Source organism: Paenibacillus canaveralius (assembly GCF_047238265.1).
Taxonomy (GTDB): Bacteria; Bacillota; Bacilli; order Paenibacillales; family NBRC-103111; genus Paenibacillus_F.
This window is the reverse complement of the sequence record NZ_JBDFMM010000001.1, coordinates 1,801,172-1,819,860: the sequence shown is the minus strand read 5'-3', so window position 1 is coordinate 1,819,860 and position 18,689 is coordinate 1,801,172. Positions and strand designations below refer to the sequence as shown.

Below are 18,689 nucleotides of genomic sequence, written 5' to 3'. Positions count from 1 at the left end.
ACTTTTGGAAAAGGTTTCAAATTGTTTTATTCCTGACGATGCCCTTTATCGCCATGAGAGCTATAACTCAATACGCGCAAAGAAAAAAGCCTCGGCGCATATGCCGGGGCCCTGTCGATTGTGACGGCGTTTCGATGGAGTGAGTTTACCTTGCTGCAGACCTTTCATCCATTTGTTTTTACCAAACTTATGCAAGTAAATATATACATTATCCTTAAGTATCATAATCACACTCCATCCTCCAAAAAATTTACACATAAAACGCGCGCCTACACAAGTCGCTATCGCGGGGTGGCCACAACTTAAACAAGAAAAAGACCGAGCCATTGCGCTCGATCTTAATCTGTCGTTAACAGCGCGCAGGTTCCGTAAAGTTTATCGGCATCATTGCGGCTGAGATTATCGGAACCTTTTCGAACAACGTCCGATAAATTACGCGAACGACCGTTCTATCCAGTCGCCATAAACGTTGACACTTCGCGCTTCTAGCTCACCTTATGCTCAATCCGCAGCTTATCCGCCACCATCGCGATGAATTCGCTGTTGGTCGGTTTCGACTTCGAAATGTTCACGGTGTAGCCGAAAATAAACGAGATGCTGTCGATGTTGCCGCGCGTCCAGGCGACTTCAATCGCGTGACGGATGGCGCGTTCGACGCGGCTCGGGGTGGTCTTGTATTTTTCCGCAATGGCGGGGTACAGCGTCTTGGTGATGGCGCCGAGAATTTCGATGTTGTTGTACACCATCGTGATCGCTTCGCGCAGATATTGATATCCTTTAATATGCGCAGGCACGCCGATTTCATGTATGATTGTCGTAATATTGGCGTCCAGATTTTTGCTTTTCGGCATCTGAACGACATTCGCTTTGACGGAACTGGTCGACGTGACAGCCGGCTGGTTGCCCACCAGTTGACGGATGCGGTTCGTCAGAACTTCCATGTCAAACGGCTTCAAAATATAATAGGAGGCGCCAAGCTGCACGGCTTTCTGCGTGATATTCTCCTGGCCGAAGGCCGTGAGCATAATGATCCGCGGAGCCGGATTTAAGTTCAATTCGCGAAGCTTCTCGAGTACACCCAGGCCGTCCAGATGAGGCATGATAATATCCAAAATGAGAATATCAGGCACATCATTCTGCGTTTCCATAAAACGGAGCACTTCGTTTCCGTTATAGGCGATGCCTGCAATCTCCATATCTTCCTGTTCACTGATAAATTCGGAAAGTAAATGTGTAAACTCTCGGTTGTCGTCCGCTAACAAAACTTGAATCTTTTGCAACTTGAAAGCCTCCTTTATTTGTAAAAAAATCGAGGGTTTTCTAATTCCTTGTTTTATCATTTCGACACGCCTAATCAAATTCCTTCTGTCGAAAAATTATTTTCTTTATTTTTGTTCGCGGTTATTTTATAATAGAGTTTTATTTTGGTATTTCAACATTTTTCGACAAATCGTTCGCAAAAAAGAAAGAACCAAAGGCTAACTCGCCTTCAGTCCTTTCGCATCTGATTCGGGCCGGAGCACAATGCCTGCATCCTGGAGCATCCACTCGATAAAACAGCCATACCCGCTGGACGGATCGTTTACGAATACGTGGGTAACGGCGCCGATCATTTTGCCGTTCTGGATGATCGGGCTTCCGCTCATCCCCTGTACGATACCTCCGGTCTTCTCAAGGAGCCGTTTGTCGGTTACTTTGATGACCATCCCCTTGGTGGCCGGGCTTCCCTGTTTCGCCACATGCACGACCTCGATATCGAACTTCTCCACCTTTTGTCCGTTCACGACCGTATAAATCTGGGCCGGACCTTCTTTTACCTCTTCCGCGAATGCGACAGGAACCGGAGTCCGGGATAAACTATACTCAGGAGCTTCTTCCATTTTGCCGAAAATGCCGAACGGGGTGTTTTTCTCGATCGTTCCGATCACCTTGCTGTCCCGGAAAATCTGTGCGTGCTTCTCGCCGGGCTCGCCGTTCTGGCTCTTGGCGATCGACGTGACGCTCGAGTGAACGACCTCCCCGCTGCCGACCACGATCGGAGTCTGGGTGTCCATATCGGTAATCACGTGGCCTAACGCTCCGTAAACGTTCTGTTCGGGCGCATAGAAGGTCAGGGTGCCAACGCCTGCCGCGGAATCGCGGATATACAGACCGAGCCTATACGACTTGTCCACGACGTCATACGCGGGCTTCAGCTTAAGGTCGAAGCGCTGATTGCCTCTCTGGACCGTCAATTCCAGCGGTTTCTTGCTTTGACCGGCTTTGTTGACGAGACCGGACACCTTGGATACGTCCGCGGAAGGACTCCCGTTGATCGCAACAATCAAATCACCGACCTGCACCTTCGCTTCTTCACCCGGCGAGATCTTCTGATTCTCGGTCACGGCGACCAGATGATGGCCTACAACCAGAATGCCGGCTGACTTGATTTTGACGCCAATGGTTTGCCCGCCGGGAAGGACTTTAAGGTCCGGCACGACATTGACCTTAACGGTCTTGAGGGGGATGGCTCCAAACAGCTTCAGTTTCATCTCGGTATAGCCCTGCTGATTGGACTGGAGGGAAATCGGATCCTTCAAATTAACTTGAAATGAGTGCCGGGAGTTCCCGTTAACCTTGACTATTTCGGGGTCTTCCACCGTAAGCATGGCGTTGACCGGCATGGAAAGCCTGAGTTCTTTGGCTTGCCCGCTGAAAAACCGGAGCTCATCGGGGAAGGAGGCGAAGCTTTGGAAAGGGGCGGATACACTTAGGATACAAACGAAGAAAACGAGCAGGAGACCAATGAATCTTCTACGACGATTCGATTTCACAAGACACCCTCCTTCTGCTTTCTTGCCCTGACGAACCCTCGTCAAATGCGTACCTTTAAGGTATCCTCCCTCCAATCGTTTTATAACTGCAAATGCTTCTAGGGGCCTCAGTTAGTCCCTCGACTTTTTTTCGTCTGCCAATGCAAGCATTTCTTGAGCATGATGCAGGGTCGTTTCCGTCACCTCGACGCCTCCGAGCATCCGTGCGAGCTCTTCGATACGTCCGCGGCGGTCCAGATCGGTCACGCGGGTAAACGTGCGGTCCCCCTGCACTTCTTTATGAATGTAAAAATGTACGTCGGCCATGCATGCCACCTGGGGTAAATGCGTAATGCTAAAGACCTGGCAGCTGCGCGAAAGCAGGGAAAGCTTCTCCGCGATCGCCTGGGCCGCGCGTCCGCTGACACCGGTGTCCACTTCGTCGAACACGAGAACCGGGATCTGATCCAGCCGGGCGAAAATGCTTTTCATGGCAAGCATAATCCGCGACAGCTCCCCGCCGGAAGCGATTTTGCTGAGCCCGCGAAGCGGTTCTCCGGGATTCGGCGCCATCAGGAACTCGACGAGATCGATCCCGTCCCGGGTGAATTTAACGGGCGGTTCGTCGCCGATCTCCAGCCCTCCGCTGCCCGCAGGAACCGGCGTGTGCGATACCTGGACACGGAACTGCGTGCGCTCCATGTGCAGATCACGCAGCTCGGTCTCGATCTCTCCGGCCAGACGATCCGCGATTTTTTTGCGGGAACCGGACAGCTTCCGCGCCGCTTTCGTGAGCTGCACGATTTCACGGTCGAGCTTTTCCTGCAGCTTCTGGATAATCTCGTCTTTGTTCTCGATCGTGGCGAGCTCTCCGCTGATTTTCTCGCTGTAAGCTAAAATCTCCGCAATCGTGTCGCCGTATTTGCGCCGAAGCGAAGCGATCAAATCGAGGCGGAGCTCGATTTCGTCAAGCCGCTCCGGATTGAACTCGATGTCGTCGCGATAATCCCTCAGCTGGTAAGCGGCGTCTTCAAGCTGGTAAAACGCGCTCTGCATCTGTTCCAGCAGAGGGGCGATTCCCGCGCTGTCGATAGCCGCCACGTCCTGGATGCGGGTGATGGCTTTGCCTATGGCGTCCAGCCCGCTGCTCGCGCCGTACAGCGTGTCGTAAGAGCCCGCCACGCTTGAATACAGCTTCTCGGCGTTCGCCAGCTTGCTTTTCTCCTCCGTCAGCGTGACATCCTCGCCTTCTTTCAGGGCAGCAGCAGCGATTTCGTCCACCTGGAAACGGTACAGATCGATCATTTGCAGCGACTGCTTGCTCGTTTCCTGAAGCGCCTTCAGCTCTTTGCGGAGCTTCGTGTAGCGGTCGTATGATTCGCGGTATGCCGCCAGGTTGGGACCTACCTCTTTATCTCCGTATGCATCGAGCCAGTGGATGTGTTCGTCCGATTTGAGGAGAGACTGATGCTCATGCTGGCCGTGAATATTGACGAGCCAGCCGCCGACCTCGCGCAGCATCGTCAAATTGACGAGCTGGCCGTTGATCCGGCTGGAGCTTTTGCCGCTTGCCGTTACTTCTCGCCGGATAAGCAGCTGTTCCTCTCCCGCGGCCTCGATACCGAGCTGGGCAAGTGTGGTCCATACGGGATGGCCTTCGCCGATTTCGAAAACAGCCTCGATCTCGGCTTTCTCGCTGCCGTAGCGGACCAATTCGGAAGAACCCCGGCCTCCGACAATCAGGCTCAGCGCGTCGATAATGATGGATTTACCGGCACCGGTCTCACCCGTCAGAACATGAAAGCCGGATTTAAATCCGATGTGAACGTATTCGATAACCGCCAAATTGCGGATAGACAGTTCTGTGAGCATAGGTCCTCCCATGAATTCGCTGCATGACCGAGTCAGATCAGCGACATAATCTGATTCACGACTTTCTGGCTGACGTCCTTCGTCCGGCAGATGATCAGAATCGTGTCATCCCCGCATATCGTCCCCATGATTTCATTCCATTCCAAATTATCGATCAAGGCGCAGATCGTATTTGCCGTTCCCGGCATACACTTCATGACAACCAGATTCTCGGTGAAATCGATGTTGATAAAATGATCGCTCAGCGCCCGTTTGAGCCGCTGCATCGGATTGTAGCGCTGATCAGCCGGCATCGAATATTTGTACCTTCCGTCGTCAAGCGGGACCTTGATCAGATGCAGTTCTTTAATGTCCCGGGAAACCGTCGCCTGGGTCACGTTGAAACCGGCGCTGCGCAGCGACTCCACCAGCTCGTCCTGCGTTTCGATTTCATGACCCGTAATGATTTCCCGGATTTTAACGTGGCGTTGCCCTTTCATTCGAACACCTCAATGGTAAACGTAATTTGTTTGATCTTGCGTCCGTTCATGTCCACGTACAGCACTCCGGCCGCTTCCGGCACAAGGAGTGAGTACACCAGCAGCATGTCGCGGATAGCGCTTCCTGTCATCTCAAGCGGCCTTCGTTCGCGCGCCACCTTCACGAGATACAGATTGTCCTCTTTTTCAGCAAAATAATCGATAAACAGGCGGCTGTAAAGCTCCTCCTTCTGATTCAGGGTCATCGAAATGGGGATTTTGGTTTTCCCGCCCACAACGTCAAACCCCGCACCGATCAGAAGCTCGACAACTTCATCGTCCTCCGGAACTTCGTTATAGTCGGTGTCGCGTAAAGAATGGAAGGAATCGGAAGAAGGCTCGTACAGCCACTTTCGGAAACTTATGCCGGCCCATGCTGCGAGAAGTCCTAAGAGCAAAATTAGGATAAGCGTATCCCCGTGCTGCATACCGGATCACCTCGACGTACCTATTCGCTACAGAAGGCGGGGAATCCTTTTGCCGGGAAGCCTTTTCCGGTTGTTTTGCCGTAGAAAAACCGCCTGCGCGGACCAGCCATGATTCCTTCAATAACGGGCTTCCGGTTTGGCGAACATGGCCTTTGCCTCAGGCACGACACGGTCGATCAGGGACTGAAGCGGTTCTTCCAGTTTGTCCGGATCTTCGGGATTGCAGGTCCAGTAAGCAAGGAATTCAATGTTTCCTTCGCCCCCGGTAATCGGAGAAAACGTGAGTCCTTTTAAGTGAAAGCCGATATCCTTCGCAAATCCCAGGACACTTTCCAATACATCCTTATGCACTTCGGAATCCCGGATTACTCCGGATTTGCCGACTTTATCGCGGCCCGCTTCGAATTGAGGCTTGATCAGGGCGACCGTCTCCCCTTTTACACCCAGCATCGCTTTCAGCGGAGGCAAAATAATTTTCAGGGAAATGAAAGAAACGTCGATCGTGGAAAAAGACGGGGACGGACCGGTCAGTTCCTCCGGCGTCAAATAACGGAAATTCGTGCGTTCCATAACCTGGACACGTTCATCCTGACGAAGCGACCAGTCGAGACTGGTTGTAGCCCACATCGATTGCATATACATACGAAGCTCCGTTCTGAAGCGCGCAGTCCGTAAAACCGCCGGTAGAAGCCCCGATATCGAGCATCACCGCATTTTTCACGTCGATGTCAAACTGTTTCAACGCTTTTTCCAGCTTCAAGCCTCCGCGGCTTACATACGGATGAACGGCACCTTTCACTTTCAAAGCGGCCGCACGGCTAATTTTCATTCCTGCCTTATCTACAGGCTCCTCATCAGCAAAAACAAGGCCAGCCATAATGGCGGCCTTGGCTTTTTCCCTGCTTTCAAAATAGCCTTGTTCGACGAGCAGCACATCAATTCGTTCTTTATCTGTCGCCATTCCATAAACTCCTGTTATCGTTCGTCGTTTGGGCCGGCTGCCGCCGGCACGTGTAAGCTGGTTCCCGTAGTTGTTGACTGCCGTTGTGTGACGACAAGCCCGGCCCGGCGGGTTCCTAGCGTGGTGTTAGGCGTTAAGGCCCGCGGAACGCTGGCGTTTGCGCGGCAGCAGCGTGTGCACCTGCGTAATCAGGTGTTCGGCGGTTAAGCCGACTTCCTGGCGCTGCTCTTTGATGGAACCGTGCTCCACAAAGTAATCCGGCACGCCCATCGTGCGGATACGAACGCCTTCGATGCCCTGCTTCGCGTAAAATTCGAGCACCGCGCTGCCGAAGCCACCTTGTTCCGATCCTTCTTCCATGGTGATGATCGGCATATGCTCTTTGGCCAGTTGGAGAAGCATAGCCTCATCCAGCGGTTTGATAAACCGGGCGTTGATTACGCGCAGGTTAATGCCTTCCTTCTTCAGCATATCCGCGGCTTCAAGAGCGACCTGATTCATCGGGCCGACGGCCAGTACCGCCATCGTATCCCCTTCGGTCAGCGTTTCCCAACTGCCGATCGGAATCGGCTGCGGATTCTCATCCATCGGGACGCCGAGCCCGTTAATGCGGGCATAACGCACGGCGACCGGTCCCTCGTTATAGTCAATCCCCGTCCGCATCATGCGGCGGAGTTCATTCTCGTCTTTAGGCATCATGAGCACCATATTCGGCAGACTGCGCAGGAACGCGATATCGTACACGCCCTGGTGCGTTTCCCCGTCCGGGCCTACAAAGCCCGCACGGTCAATGGCAAACATGACGTTGAGCTTGGGACGGCAAATATCATGCACAACCTGATCGTAGGCGCGCTGGAGGAACGTCGAATAGACGGCGAATACCGGTTTCAGCCCTTCCGCAGCCATACCGGCACACAAAGTGGCCGCATGCTGTTCGGCGATCCCCACATCGATCATACGCGTAGGGAAACGGGCGGCGAAATTCATCAGCCCCGATCCGCCCGGCATGGCCGGCGTTACAGCTACGATGCGCTCGTCTTGCTCCGCAAGCTCTATCAGCGTATTGCCGAAAACTTCGGTGTACATCGGATTGCCCACGGCTTTAAGGAACTGGCCGGATTCAATCTTATACGGGCTGGCTCCGTGCCATTTGTGGGAATCCATCTCCGCGGGAGAATAGCCTTTCCCTTTGGTCGTAATGACGTGGATGAGCACGGGGCCCTCCACTTTCTCGGACTGCTTCAATGTTTCAAGCAGCAGAGGAAGATTATGACCGTCGACGGGACCGATGTAATTAAAGCCCAGCTCTTCGAACCAGACACCGGAAACAAGCAAATATTTCAGGCTATCCTTGACTTTCTCCGCGGTCTTGGCCAGAGTCCCTCCGATAGCCGGGATTTTCTTAAGGAGACTTTCGACTTCTTCTTTCGCTTTGCGGTAATGCTTATCGGACCTGATCTTGCTCAAATAATTGTGGATCGCGCCCACGTTAGGGGCGATGGACATTTCGTTATCGTTCAAAATAACGGTCAAATTCTTCTTCTCGTGGCCGATATGGTTCATCGCTTCAAGCGCCATACCGCCCGTCATGGCTCCGTCGCCGATAACGGCAAAAACACGGAAGTCTTCGCCCTTCAGATCGCGGGCCATGGCCATCCCCATCGCCGCCGATAGCGAGGTGCTGCTGTGTCCCGCTTCCCATACGTCGTGATCGCTTTCCGCCCGCTTGATGAAGCCGCACATCCCTTTATACTTGCGCAGGGTATCGAAGCGGTCTTTGCGCCCGGTTAAAATTTTGTGCACATACGCCTGGTGCCCCACATCGAAAATAAATTTGTCCCGGGGGCTGTCGTAAAGCGTATGCAGCGCAATGGTCAGCTCCACTATGCCCAGGTTGGAGGAGAGGTGCCCGCCGGATGCAGACAGCTTTTCGATGAGAAATTGCCGGATTTCTCCCGCAAGCTGTTCAAGTTCCGCCGTAGACAACCTCTTTAAATCCTCTGGCTGGTTAATATGATCGAGCAGCACATTAATTTCCTCGCTTTCCGAAGGTGAAAATTAGCAATATTTATGAAATACGTTCATGTGTTCGTGTATTTTATTTCACCATTATACCACAATTTCAGCGGTCACGCTTCATCAGGTAATCGGCCAGCTCAAGCAGCCGCCGCGGATCCGGCAGAACCCCTCCGGAGATCGCCGTTTTGGCCTCGTCCGTTAATTGGACGACCCGCCGTTCCGATTCCTCCAGCCCGATGAAAAAAGGATACGTCACCTTCTGCTGCTTCTCGTCGCTGCCGACGGCTTTGCCCAGCTTCTCCTGCGTGCCGGTCACATCCAGAATATCGTCCTGGATCTGGAACGCCAGCCCGATCGAGCGGCCGAAGTCCGTAAGCGCTTCAAGCTGCCTGTCGTCCGCCCCGGCTATCCGGCCGCCCGCGCGAAGCGAGAAAATAATGAGATCGCTCGTTTTGTGCTGATGAATATATTCCAGCCCGCTCAGTTCCGTAATCCCCTGCTCGCCCTTCATGTCGGCCACTTGTCCGCCGACCATTCCCCGGGCGCCGGCATATTCGGCCAGCTCCTCGACAATCGTCAGTACTTGATCGGCTGGAACGCCGTGCCTGCGCGCCTGCGAAACGCTGTAGAACGCCTGAGTCAGCAGAGCGTCTCCGGCAAGGATGGCCATCGCTTCTCCGTAAACTTTATGGTTGGTTAGTTTACCCCTGCGGTAGTCATCGTTATCCATGGCAGGCAAATCATCGTGAATCAGCGAGTACGTATGAACCATTTCGATGGCGCAGGCTACCGGCATAGCGGCTTCCATGCGTCCTCCCAAGGCTTCCGCCGCGGCAAGGACAAGTATCGGCCTCAGCCGTTTACCTCCCGCGTCGATCGAATATTGGGCGGACTGCCGCAGCACGTCCGGAATGTCCCATATCCGGGGAAACAGCTCCCGAAGCTCCCCTTCGATTTCTTTCGCATAGGAAGCGATATATTCTTGAATGTTCATGTCGTTGTTCAACGGGATTCCCCTTTGTCCTCGATCATATTGGCTCCGAACGGCTTTTTCGAAAGACCGGCTTCGCTTTCCACAAGCATTTCGATCTTCTTCTCCACAACTTCAAGCTTTTGGCCGCACAGGTGAGACAATTTCATGCCCTCCTGGTACAGCTCGATCGCCTGCTCGAGAGGTACGTCTCCGCTCTCCAGCTTCGCTACGATTCCTTCCAGCTTGTCCATCGCTTCCTCGAAGCTGATGGCGGTCTCTTCCTGCAAATTACTTTCGTTCCCCATTTGTTTTCTCCTCCATCGCCCAGACGTGGCAGTCGAGCCGTCCGTCGGTCAGCTGAACTCGGACCATATCGCCGATCTGAACCTGCTCGATCGAATTTAATACGCGTTTTTCTTTCTCGTCGTAAACAAGGCTGTACCCCCGCTGCATGACTTTAAGCGGGCTCAGCGCATCCAGGTGGCGCAGGGTGGATACGAGCTGCTGCCTGCGGCCCCTGGCGACGCCCTGCATCGCCAGCGTGAGCGCCCGTTCCGCGCCTTCCACGCGCTTGCGGGCGTAGCGCACCTGCTCCTGCGGGTTGAAACCCGACAGGGTGCGCTCCAGACGCATGCGGCGGTCGCCGGCCCGGCCGACAAGCTGACGCATGCGGAAAGAAAGCTGCTCGCCCAGCCGGTCCAGCCGCTGGGCCGGATGCTGCAGAAGCTGCCGGTGCGGATTGATCAGGTAAGGCGAGCGGCGGAGCCGGTCCAGCCGGTCCTGACGACGCTGCAGCTGCTGCAGCAGGCCGCGGTGAAGGCGCTGGCGGAGATGAGCCATCTGCTGCTTCAGCTCCAGATGGTGAGGCACCGCCAGCTCCGCCGCGGCCGTAGGCGTCGCCGCCCTGAGATCGGCGACGAAGTCCGCGATGGTGAAGTCGGTTTCGTGGCCGACGGCCGAGATGACGGGGATCGCGGAGGCGAAGATGCTGCGGGCAACGACTTCTTCGTTGAACGCCCACAGCTCCTCCAGCGAGCCCCCGCCCCGGCCGACGATCAGCACGTCGACTTCACCGAGCCTGTTCATCGTCTCGATGGCACGGACGATGGACGGGGCCGCCTGAGCTCCCTGCACAAGCACCGGATGCAGCAGAATCGGCACATTCGGAAACCGCCGCTGCAGGGTGATAATAATGTCCCGGACGGCGGCCCCCGTCGGCGATGTGATCACGCCGACGGCTTTGGGCATCCGGGGAATCGGCTTCTTCCGCTCGGTGCGGAACAAGCCCTCGCTCTCGAGCTTCTGCTTGAGCTGCTCGAACGCGAGGTACAAGCCGCCGATTCCGTCCGGCTGCATCTGCGTCACGTAGAACTGGTACTGCCCGTCCCGTTCGTAGACGGAAACGTTCCCGCGGGCGATTACCATCGTCCCTTCCTTCGGACGGAAAGGAAGCCGCTGGTTGTACGACGCGAACATAATGCTTTTGAGCCGGCTGTCTTTATCTTTAAGCGTAAAATACATATGACCGCTTGAATGATGCGTAAAGTTGGAAATCTCCCCGCGGACCCAAACGTCTTGAAGTCGGTTGTCGCCTTCAAGCTTCATTTTGATATAGCGGTTGAGATCCTTAATGGATAATACGGCGCGCTCGCTCATGCGTTACACGCCCGCTTCTGTACCCGTATTGGACGCGCGGCGGGCCGAGCTCAGCGTATTCTTGAGCAGCATCGTGATGGTCATCGGACCTACACATCCCGGAACCGGCGTGATATAACCCGCGATTTCCTTGACCGCATCGAAATCGACATCCCCGCACAGCTTGCCTTCCGCGTTGCGGTTCATTCCGACGTCGATCACGACCGCACCCGGTTTCACGTGCCGGTCTTCAATCACGCCGGCTTTGCCTACCGCGGCAACGAGAATGTCCGCCTGGCGTGTAATATCCTGGAGATTCGGCGTGCGCGAGTGACATATCGTAACCGTAGCATGCTCGCGGAGCAGCAGCATCGCCATCGGCTTGCCGACGATATTGCTTCTTCCGACGACGACGGCATGTTTTCCGGCCGGGGACACGCCGATTTTTTTCAGCACTTCCATAACGCCTGCCGGCGTACAAGGAAGCATGCCTTCTTTGCCGATCATCAGATTGCCCACGTTAACGGGATGGAAACAGTCCACATCCTTCTCGGGCGTAATTTCATCTACGACCTGCTCTTCGTTGATGTGGCCGGGAAGTGGAGACTGGACAAGAATTCCGTGAAATTCCGCATTACGGTTATATTCGTGGATCAGCTTCACAAGCTCTTCTTGGGAAGTATCGGCCGGAAGACGGTGAACATGAGACTGGATACCGACCTGGGCGCAAGCTTTTTCCTTGTTGTTGACGTAAACGTGGGAAGCCTGGTCGTCGCCGACGATAATCACCACAAGTCCGGGTGTCGTACCCCGGGCGGAAAGCTCCTCGACTTCCTGTTTGATTTCTTCCCGAATGGAACGGACGATTTCTTTGCCGTTAATCACTTCTGCTGCCATGACGGTTCTCCTCCCTAATTGTCCGTGAATGGTTTTCTTTGTTTTTCCTGTGTCCCTGTTATCCTTGTTGTCCTTGTTATTTCCCTATTGTAGCCCGCAATAAGCAGATAGCGCAAAGCCGCCGGACAATTCTTCTCAGAAGTCCCGACAACCGTGCGCCCGGTTTATTACTGTTTGCCGCCGCGGATAGTTTCCCTCAGCGTATCTACGTCTTTGATCATTTTGCCGAGTACGCCGTTCACGAATTTACCGGAATCGTCCGTACCGAAATGCTTTGCCAGATCGATGGCCTCGTTAACGACAACCTTTGGCGGGACGTCTTCCTGAAAGAGCATTTCGAATGCGGCCAGACGCAGCACTTCACGGTCTACGCGGGAAAGCCTGTCCATTTTCCAGCCCTTCAGGTAACCGGCCAGCAGTTCGTCGATGCGGTCCCGGTTGCTTAACGTGCCGTCCACGAGTTCGCGGATATACTCCGGCATAATTTTTTCCTTATGATCGACCTGGGCCTCGTTATCGTTCTCCGCCTCATGGACGGCAACGTTCACCGCTTCCGCCGCCGAAACCCCGTTCATATCGATCTGATACAAGCTCTGCAAAGCTATTTCTCTGGCTACTCTACGCCTCATTGTATGCCTCCCACATCTTAAACCGCTAGTTCGTTCGTCTACGTCTAGTATACGTCATTTTAAATCCAACCCAAACAAAAAAATCCAAGGTTGAACCCAGGATTTCAGCGAAACATTCTCCATTTTTGCGTAAGAAATTGCCAAAGGTTCTGGAAAGGGAGCAGAAAATCTTCGCCCCGGTCTACTTTTTTGCCGATATAATACCCCAGGAACACGATAAATGCAAAAATCAGCATATCCCAGAAGCCGAAAAACAGATAGACCAGGCCCAGAACAAGTCCTGCGCCTCCGCCGGTTATCGTTCCGGGGTGCTCCTGCCACAATTTTCTCCACATGAGAGGACCCACCTCTATTCTACCCGGCTTTTAAACGTTGGGGTATTCTGCACGATATTCGCCACATACACGGATACGACGGAGACCGGGATTCCCGTAATCTCTTCCACGTGATTCTTGACCGCGGACTGCATTTCCTCCGTAATTTCCGGAATGGAAGTTTCCCCGTCCACTACGGTACGGATACCGATCTCGAGTCCGGCTTCACTCACCTTCACACGAGCGCGCAGATCGCGTACGCCGCGGCTTCTTCCGGCCGCTTTCAACGACAGATTCTCCACCGTTTCCACCGAAATCCGGATATCCCCATACTCACTGCGCTGGTCGATAGACGGCGCCTGCGTACGGCTTCTGCGGACAGATATGTAAAAAAAGCGGATGCTGATCAGAAAAATAACGATTCCGGCACCGATCACCCATGCCTTGGATACGGTAAAGCCGCTGTCGAACACATCCTGGAGAAAATAATCGGTCGATCTCATCGGAATAAGCTGAAAAGCTGCGAGTACGGCGATGGCGGAAAGGAACATGATCGCGAGGCTGAATAGAAATAACAGGAGTCTGTCCAATAGTTTGACCACAGCAAATGGCTCCTTCCGAAATAAGTGAGGAACCCCCGTCCTTAGCGGTTGGGGGTCAGTGTGTAGCCGCTGCTATTTATTATTTTACGCGCAGTGCGGCCGAATCCTCTTCAACCGGCTTCTCGGCCGTTTTGAATTGGACGTCGTGAATGTGAACGTTTACTTCCACGACACTCAGCCCTGTCATCGATTCGATTGCCAATTTCACGTTCTGTTGGATCTTGCCGGCCACTTCGGGAATCCGGTGTCCGAATTCCATCACGATCGAAACATCGATCGCCGCTTCGCGCTGACCGACGTCCACCTTAATGCCTTTGGCAAAGTTTTTGCGTCCGAGAAGCTCGGTAATGCCGTTAACAAAGCCGCCGCTCATGCCGGCCACGCCTTCAACCTCGACGGTAGCGAGTCCCGCAATCACTTCTATGACTTCCGGAGCGATCTGAATGGTGCCCATATCTGTCTTCTCGTAATCCGCTGCAATCATCGTCATCCTATGCACACCTCCTGCACGTTTGGGATAAGCCCACTAATTTAATACTATACCATTCCGGAATTTTTATGACAACGAATCCGCTCAGGATTCGGGGTCGTTCACGTCGTGCTCTTCCAGGAATTTGATATCGAAATCTCCGCTCAGGAATTTACGATGATTCAGCAGTTTCAAATGAAAAGGAATCGTCGTATGGACGCCTTCGATTTCAAACTCGGCCAATGCCCGCTTCATCCGGTTCACGGCTTCTTCACGGGTCGCTCCCCATACGATCAGCTTGGCGATCATGGAATCGTAATGCGGGGGAATCACATAGCCCGGATAAGCCGCACTGTCCACACGGACGCCTATGCCGCCCGGAGGCAGATAGAAGTTGACGCGTCCCGGAGAAGGCATAAAGTTGCGTTCGGAATCTTCCGCGTTAATCCGGCATTCGATCGACCAGCCGTTGATCTGAATATCTTCCTGCGTAAACGGAAGCGGGTTCCCTTCTGCGGCACGGATCATTTCCTTGATCAGGTCGACGCCCGTCACGTATTCCGTTACCGGGTGTTCCACCTGGATACGGGTATTCATCTCCATGAAGTAGAAGTTCCCGTCGGGTCCCAGCAAAAATTCGAGCGTGCCCGCACCGGAGTAGTTGACCGCCTTCGCAGCGCGGACGGCCGCCTCTCCCATCGCCTGACGGATCTCCGGCGTCAAGGTCGGGCAAGGTGCTTCTTCGACCAGCTTCTGGCGGCGGCGCTGCACCGAGCAGTCGCGTTCACCGAGATGGACCGCATTGCCGTGCTTGTCCGCTATGATCTGAATCTCGACGTGCTTCATGCCCGTCAGGTATTTCTCCAGATAAACGCCGGAGTTGCCGAAGTTCAGTCTGGGCTTCCTGCTGGGCCGTCATTATATGCTGAATCAGCATATCCTCGCTTTCGGCGATCCGGATGCCTTTGCCTCCGCCGCCGGCCGTCGCTTTGATAATAAGCGGATACCCGATGTCACGGCCGAGAGAAATGGCTTCGTCGAGATCCTCGATCAGCCCGTCGGAGCCCGGAATAACGGGAACGCCCGCTTCCTTCATCGTCTGCTTCGCGACCGCCTTGTCCCCCATTTTGGTAATGGCTTCCGGGGACGGACCGATAAACGTAATGTTGCAGTTTTCGCAGATTTCCGCGAAATCGGCATTTTCCGCCAGGAACCCGTAACCGGGGTGAATGGCGTCCGTATCCGTGAGCGTAGCCACACTCATGATATTTGTAAAATTCAAATAGCTGTCTTTGGAAGGCGTAGGTCCGATGCAGTACGCTTCGTCGGCAAGACGGACGTGTAGAGCGTCCCGGTCCGCTTCCGAATAGACGGCAATCGTCTGAATGCCAAGTTCACGGCAGGCGCGAATAATCCGCACGGCAATTTCACCGCGGTTTGCAATTAAGACTTTCTGAAAACCCATTTTGTTCCCTCCGTTCAATTACTCCGGCTTCACCAAGAACAGAGGCTGGCCGTACTCGACAAGTTGGCCGTTCTCGACCAGAATTTCAACGATTTCGCCTTTTACTTCCGCTTCGATCTCATTCATCAGCTTCATTGCTTCCACGATGCAGACGACCGATTTCTCGTTCACGTTAGAACCTTTCGAAACAAACGGGGCAGATCCCGGAGAGGAAGCCTGGTAGAATGTGCCTACCATAGGCGATACGATTTTATGTAAGGTAGAATCCGATTCCTTCTGTTCATCCGCTTTCGGAGCTTCTGCTGCCACTTGTGCGGGAGCGCTTCCGGGTACCGCTTGAGCAATGGCGGGCGCGTACGTTTGCTGCACGGGAGCCGCCGTAACGACTACGGACTCGGTTTTGTTAGGTTTGCGTATCGACAAACGCGCACCCTCGTTTTCAATTTCGAGTTCCTGCAGGGACGTCTGGTCCATTAGTTTCATTAATTCTTTAATTTCGCTCAGCTTGAACATCCATGTCACTCCTTCAAAAATGGTGAACCGATGCCGTAATACGACGTATGTATTATATCACAACCGCAAGAAATGGAAAGAGTCCAGTTTGTCCGGACTCTTTCCATTTCTGGTTACTATGAGGTTACATGCGCTATCCCAGCCGTATTCCGTGCCGTTTTTCCCGCCGTTTACTTCACGTACTGGACCGAAATTTCGGGTCCGACTTTCAGTTCTTTCATCACAGTTTCCACGATGGAAACCGCCTGGCTTTTCTCGAGTTTGTCCGATTGTACGGTCACTTTCCACTTGCTTCCGTCCTGGGTGAGAACCGCGTTCGGATAATCTTTGGAGAGAACGTCCTCCACGTTCGTCACGCGCGTGTTCGTGTCCTCGATCTGCTGAAGCTCCTGCTGCGCTTTGCTCACCGCTTCGGAGGACTGGTTTTTATCGGTGATGAGCGTCAGCAGCTCTTCGGTCTTCTTGGACAGGGCGTCCTGGCGGTCGAGCTGGAGCTTCGTGAGGTAGTCACGGCCGGATTTGCTGCTGGCCTGCGTCTGCTGGCTCACTTTAGCTTCAGCCGAAGCCGGAGCGGCCGCCGCATCCTTGCCGTCCTTCGACGCGGTCGCGTCCGTTTTCGTGTCCTGCGCCTTGGCATCGCCCGCTTTGGCCTCCGCTTTCACATCCGTTTTCGCGTCGGTTTTGGTGTCGGTTTTGGCGTCGGCCGTCGCTTTCGTATCGCCGGCTTTCGCATCGGACGCTTTATCCGCGGCAGCTTTACCCGCTTCGGCGACGGCCTGCTCCGGGGATACCTGGCTCAGATCGATCTTCACTTCTTCCGCTTTAGGAGCCGTGGAAGCGACATCCACCTTGCTGACATCCTCGGTGAACAGATAATAGGCGGACAGTACGACCATCAGGCTCAGCATGGAAACGAGCCATATTGTTTGTCTTTTGGCATTCATGGAATAATTCCTCCTAACGGATTAATAAGTGGTGGGTTTTGCCGCACACTGTTTTACTTGCTGTTTTACTTGCTGTTTTACTTGCTGTTTTACTTGACGGCTTACTTTTTTACTTACTTACTGCCTTACTTATGCCGGAATGCCCGGTCCTTTCTTTAAGCCCCGACTATTCGGCTGTTTTTCTCGGGAGAATGGAGATCCGGTGAACCGGAACGTCGATGCCCCGGGCGACGGCTTCGATCATCATCTTCTTGACGGTAAGATCCTCGGCCCCTTTGGCGACTACGAGTACTCCGCTCACTTTGGGTTTTATCGTCTTGACGATAAGGGGCTGCTGATCGCCCGACACTTGATAAAGCACGACTTTGCCTTCCTTCGTAACCTGGGAAATATTGCGGTTCGCGCCGTTCGTATCTTTCTCCGTCGTCAGCTGCTGATTTTCCTTCGAATCCTTCTCCACGACGATTTCTTCCGTAGATTCAATCGTGATGAGCACTTCCACATCCCCTACGCCGACTACCTTGCGGAGGATATCCCTAAGCCGGGATTCGTAGGCTTCCTCGTATTCCCGGAAAGGCGTTTTGTCCTTGGCCGCTCCGCCCATAAACGTCTCTTTGCCCGGCTGGGCCAAAGGGGACGCCCGGCTGTCGCCGGCGGGTTCCACTTCTTTGAAATTGAGAAACGAGCTTAAAATCATCAAGGCGGCACCGACCAGACCGAGCAGTACAATCCAAAGAAAGGAATTGGAACGTTTGCCGTCCTCGCCTGTCCCGAACCATTTACTCCTCCACTGCTTCCAAGAGCCCATCCGCTCACCTCACCATCGCTCCCTGCCGCTTCTTCTGGTTTTCCTAAAGCTTCGACTTTTCCTTCGTCCATTGCACCGAAATGTGAGACGGGTCAACCTTCCAGCCAAGTTCTGCGGCTTTGGCGAGCTTCTCTTCCGCTTCCCGCTGCGCCGGGGTCGGCTGCTCCCCGGTCTGCGCGGGAACGGCTCCGCCGCCCGGTCCGCTTGCGCCGCCGATGCGGACATCCACGGGCGCCACGGGCGCAATGGGCGCGACCGGCTTTACCGGCCCCATGCCGGAAGCTCCGGCTTCGCCCGCCAGAGCGCCGCCGTTGGCGTCCGGTTCCGCTGCCGCAGGTGCCGCTTCGTCCAGCGTCATCTCCACGCTCGCCACCATTGCGGCGCCCTGCCCGTCCACCGCCGCCTTCACCCGGATGTCCCGGATGAGATAAGGCGTTTCCTTCTGCAGCGTCTGCCTCATCTCGGCGGCAAGCTTCTCTTCCAGCAGGCGGACCGCCTGCTCCCGGCTGCCGGCCTGAAGCCGGTCCGACTGTTCCATGACCGCCTGAAGCGATGCCGGCTGGCCGGGAGTTCCGCTCCCTGCGGACGCCCCGCCGTCCCCAAGCTGCCGCCCCTGCTGAGCCTCGGCGAGAAGCCTTCCCGGGTCCCAGCTTTTGCGGGCCAACTGCAGCACGGGCGAAAGAAGCGTCAGCAGGATGAAAAGGCTCATCGCCGTCCGGACATACCGCTGCATCTTGTTCGTCGGGAGCATCAGCTCGATAAAAGCGGCGAGCAAAATCAGGGCGACGACCGTTTTGAGCCAACCGCCTAGCCAATCCACGGGGCAAGCCTCCTTCTTAGGCGAGCAAGC

The 18,689-nt window shown here is 54.5% G+C and carries 18 protein-coding genes and 2 pseudogenes; all 20 read right to left on the bottom strand.

What is annotated here, in order from left to right; genetic code table 11:
- Nucleotides 1-485 precede the first annotated feature (485 nt).
- On the bottom strand, nucleotides 486-1,280 hold the full coding sequence (gene spo0A, locus ABC395_RS08515) for a sporulation transcription factor Spo0A (RefSeq protein ID WP_413002244.1): 795 nt from the start codon (nucleotides 1,278-1,280) through the stop codon (nucleotides 486-488).
- 198 nt (nucleotides 1,281-1,478) lie between these two features.
- Complete coding sequence (gene spoIVB / locus ABC395_RS08510) at nucleotides 1,479-2,813, bottom strand: SpoIVB peptidase (protein ID WP_413002242.1); 1,335 nt, start codon at nucleotides 2,811-2,813, stop codon at nucleotides 1,479-1,481.
- Between the two features lie 111 nt (nucleotides 2,814-2,924).
- Nucleotides 2,925-4,664, bottom strand: coding sequence for a DNA repair protein RecN (recN, locus tag ABC395_RS08505; protein WP_413002240.1), 1,740 nt, complete (start codon nucleotides 4,662-4,664; stop codon nucleotides 2,925-2,927).
- 32 nt (nucleotides 4,665-4,696) lie between these two features.
- The gene (gene ahrC / locus ABC395_RS08500) at nucleotides 4,697-5,143 is read right to left on the bottom strand and encodes a transcriptional regulator AhrC/ArgR (RefSeq protein ID WP_103995206.1); all 447 of its coding nucleotides are present in this window, start codon (nucleotides 5,141-5,143) and stop codon (nucleotides 4,697-4,699) included.
- Nucleotides 5,140-5,610, bottom strand: a complete 471-nt coding sequence (locus ABC395_RS08495) for a hypothetical protein (protein WP_413002238.1) — start codon at nucleotides 5,608-5,610, stop codon at nucleotides 5,140-5,142. The genes ahrC and ABC395_RS08495 overlap by 4 nt, the downstream gene beginning before the upstream one ends.
- A 117-nt stretch (nucleotides 5,611-5,727) precedes the next feature.
- Nucleotides 5,728-6,571: pseudogene (locus ABC395_RS08490) on the bottom strand (TlyA family RNA methyltransferase).
- A 126-nt stretch (nucleotides 6,572-6,697) separates the two neighbouring features.
- Nucleotides 6,698-8,599 (bottom strand): 1-deoxy-D-xylulose-5-phosphate synthase, encoded by a 1,902-nt coding sequence (gene dxs, locus ABC395_RS08485; protein ID WP_413002236.1) that lies wholly within the window; start codon nucleotides 8,597-8,599, stop codon nucleotides 6,698-6,700.
- A gap of 94 nt (nucleotides 8,600-8,693) precedes the next feature.
- On the bottom strand, nucleotides 8,694-9,584 hold the full coding sequence (locus ABC395_RS08480) for a polyprenyl synthetase family protein (RefSeq protein ID WP_413006708.1): 891 nt from the start codon (nucleotides 9,582-9,584) through the stop codon (nucleotides 8,694-8,696).
- 8 nt (nucleotides 9,585-9,592) lie between these two features.
- Nucleotides 9,593-9,868 (bottom strand): exodeoxyribonuclease VII small subunit, encoded by a 276-nt coding sequence (gene xseB / locus ABC395_RS08475; RefSeq protein WP_103995211.1) that lies wholly within the window; start codon nucleotides 9,866-9,868, stop codon nucleotides 9,593-9,595.
- Nucleotides 9,852-11,219 carry an exodeoxyribonuclease VII large subunit gene (xseA, locus tag ABC395_RS08470; RefSeq protein WP_413002234.1) on the bottom strand — a complete coding sequence of 456 codons (1,368 nt, stop codon included), beginning with the start codon at nucleotides 11,217-11,219 and terminating at the stop codon, nucleotides 9,852-9,854. The genes xseB and xseA overlap by 17 nt, the downstream gene beginning before the upstream one ends.
- A 3-nt stretch (nucleotides 11,220-11,222) precedes the next feature.
- Nucleotides 11,223-12,095, bottom strand: coding sequence for a bifunctional methylenetetrahydrofolate dehydrogenase/methenyltetrahydrofolate cyclohydrolase FolD (gene folD, locus ABC395_RS08465; protein ID WP_413002232.1), 873 nt, complete (start codon nucleotides 12,093-12,095; stop codon nucleotides 11,223-11,225).
- A 167-nt stretch (nucleotides 12,096-12,262) separates the two neighbouring features.
- On the bottom strand, nucleotides 12,263-12,724 hold the full coding sequence (nusB, locus tag ABC395_RS08460; protein ID WP_413002231.1) for a transcription antitermination factor NusB: 462 nt from the start codon (nucleotides 12,722-12,724) through the stop codon (nucleotides 12,263-12,265).
- Between the two features lie 104 nt (nucleotides 12,725-12,828).
- Nucleotides 12,829-13,059 carry a DUF2273 domain-containing protein gene (locus tag ABC395_RS08455; protein ID WP_103995215.1) on the bottom strand — a complete coding sequence of 77 codons (231 nt, stop codon included), beginning with the start codon at nucleotides 13,057-13,059 and terminating at the stop codon, nucleotides 12,829-12,831.
- Between the two features lie 14 nt (nucleotides 13,060-13,073).
- Nucleotides 13,074-13,640 (bottom strand): alkaline shock response membrane anchor protein AmaP, encoded by a 567-nt coding sequence (gene amaP, locus ABC395_RS08450; protein WP_103995216.1) that lies wholly within the window; start codon nucleotides 13,638-13,640, stop codon nucleotides 13,074-13,076.
- A gap of 79 nt (nucleotides 13,641-13,719) precedes the next feature.
- Nucleotides 13,720-14,130 carry an Asp23/Gls24 family envelope stress response protein gene (locus ABC395_RS08445; RefSeq protein WP_103995217.1) on the bottom strand — a complete coding sequence of 137 codons (411 nt, stop codon included), beginning with the start codon at nucleotides 14,128-14,130 and terminating at the stop codon, nucleotides 13,720-13,722.
- An 84-nt stretch (nucleotides 14,131-14,214) separates the two neighbouring features.
- Nucleotides 14,215-15,574: pseudogene (gene accC / locus ABC395_RS08440) on the bottom strand (acetyl-CoA carboxylase biotin carboxylase subunit).
- A gap of 18 nt (nucleotides 15,575-15,592) precedes the next feature.
- Nucleotides 15,593-16,087: an acetyl-CoA carboxylase biotin carboxyl carrier protein gene (gene accB, locus ABC395_RS08435; RefSeq protein ID WP_103995219.1), complete on the bottom strand. Its 495-nt coding sequence runs from the start codon at nucleotides 16,085-16,087 to the stop codon at nucleotides 15,593-15,595.
- Nucleotides 16,088-16,257: 170 nt separating this feature from the next.
- Complete coding sequence (locus ABC395_RS08430) at nucleotides 16,258-17,031, bottom strand: SpoIIIAH-like family protein (RefSeq protein ID WP_413002228.1); 774 nt, start codon at nucleotides 17,029-17,031, stop codon at nucleotides 16,258-16,260.
- 166 nt (nucleotides 17,032-17,197) lie between these two features.
- Nucleotides 17,198-17,839, bottom strand: a complete 642-nt coding sequence (gene spoIIIAG, locus ABC395_RS08425; protein ID WP_413002226.1) for a stage III sporulation protein AG — start codon at nucleotides 17,837-17,839, stop codon at nucleotides 17,198-17,200.
- Between the two features lie 43 nt (nucleotides 17,840-17,882).
- The gene (locus tag ABC395_RS08420; RefSeq protein ID WP_413002224.1) at nucleotides 17,883-18,659 is read right to left on the bottom strand and encodes a stage III sporulation protein AF; all 777 of its coding nucleotides are present in this window, start codon (nucleotides 18,657-18,659) and stop codon (nucleotides 17,883-17,885) included.
- Nucleotides 18,660-18,689: the final 30 nt, after the last annotated feature.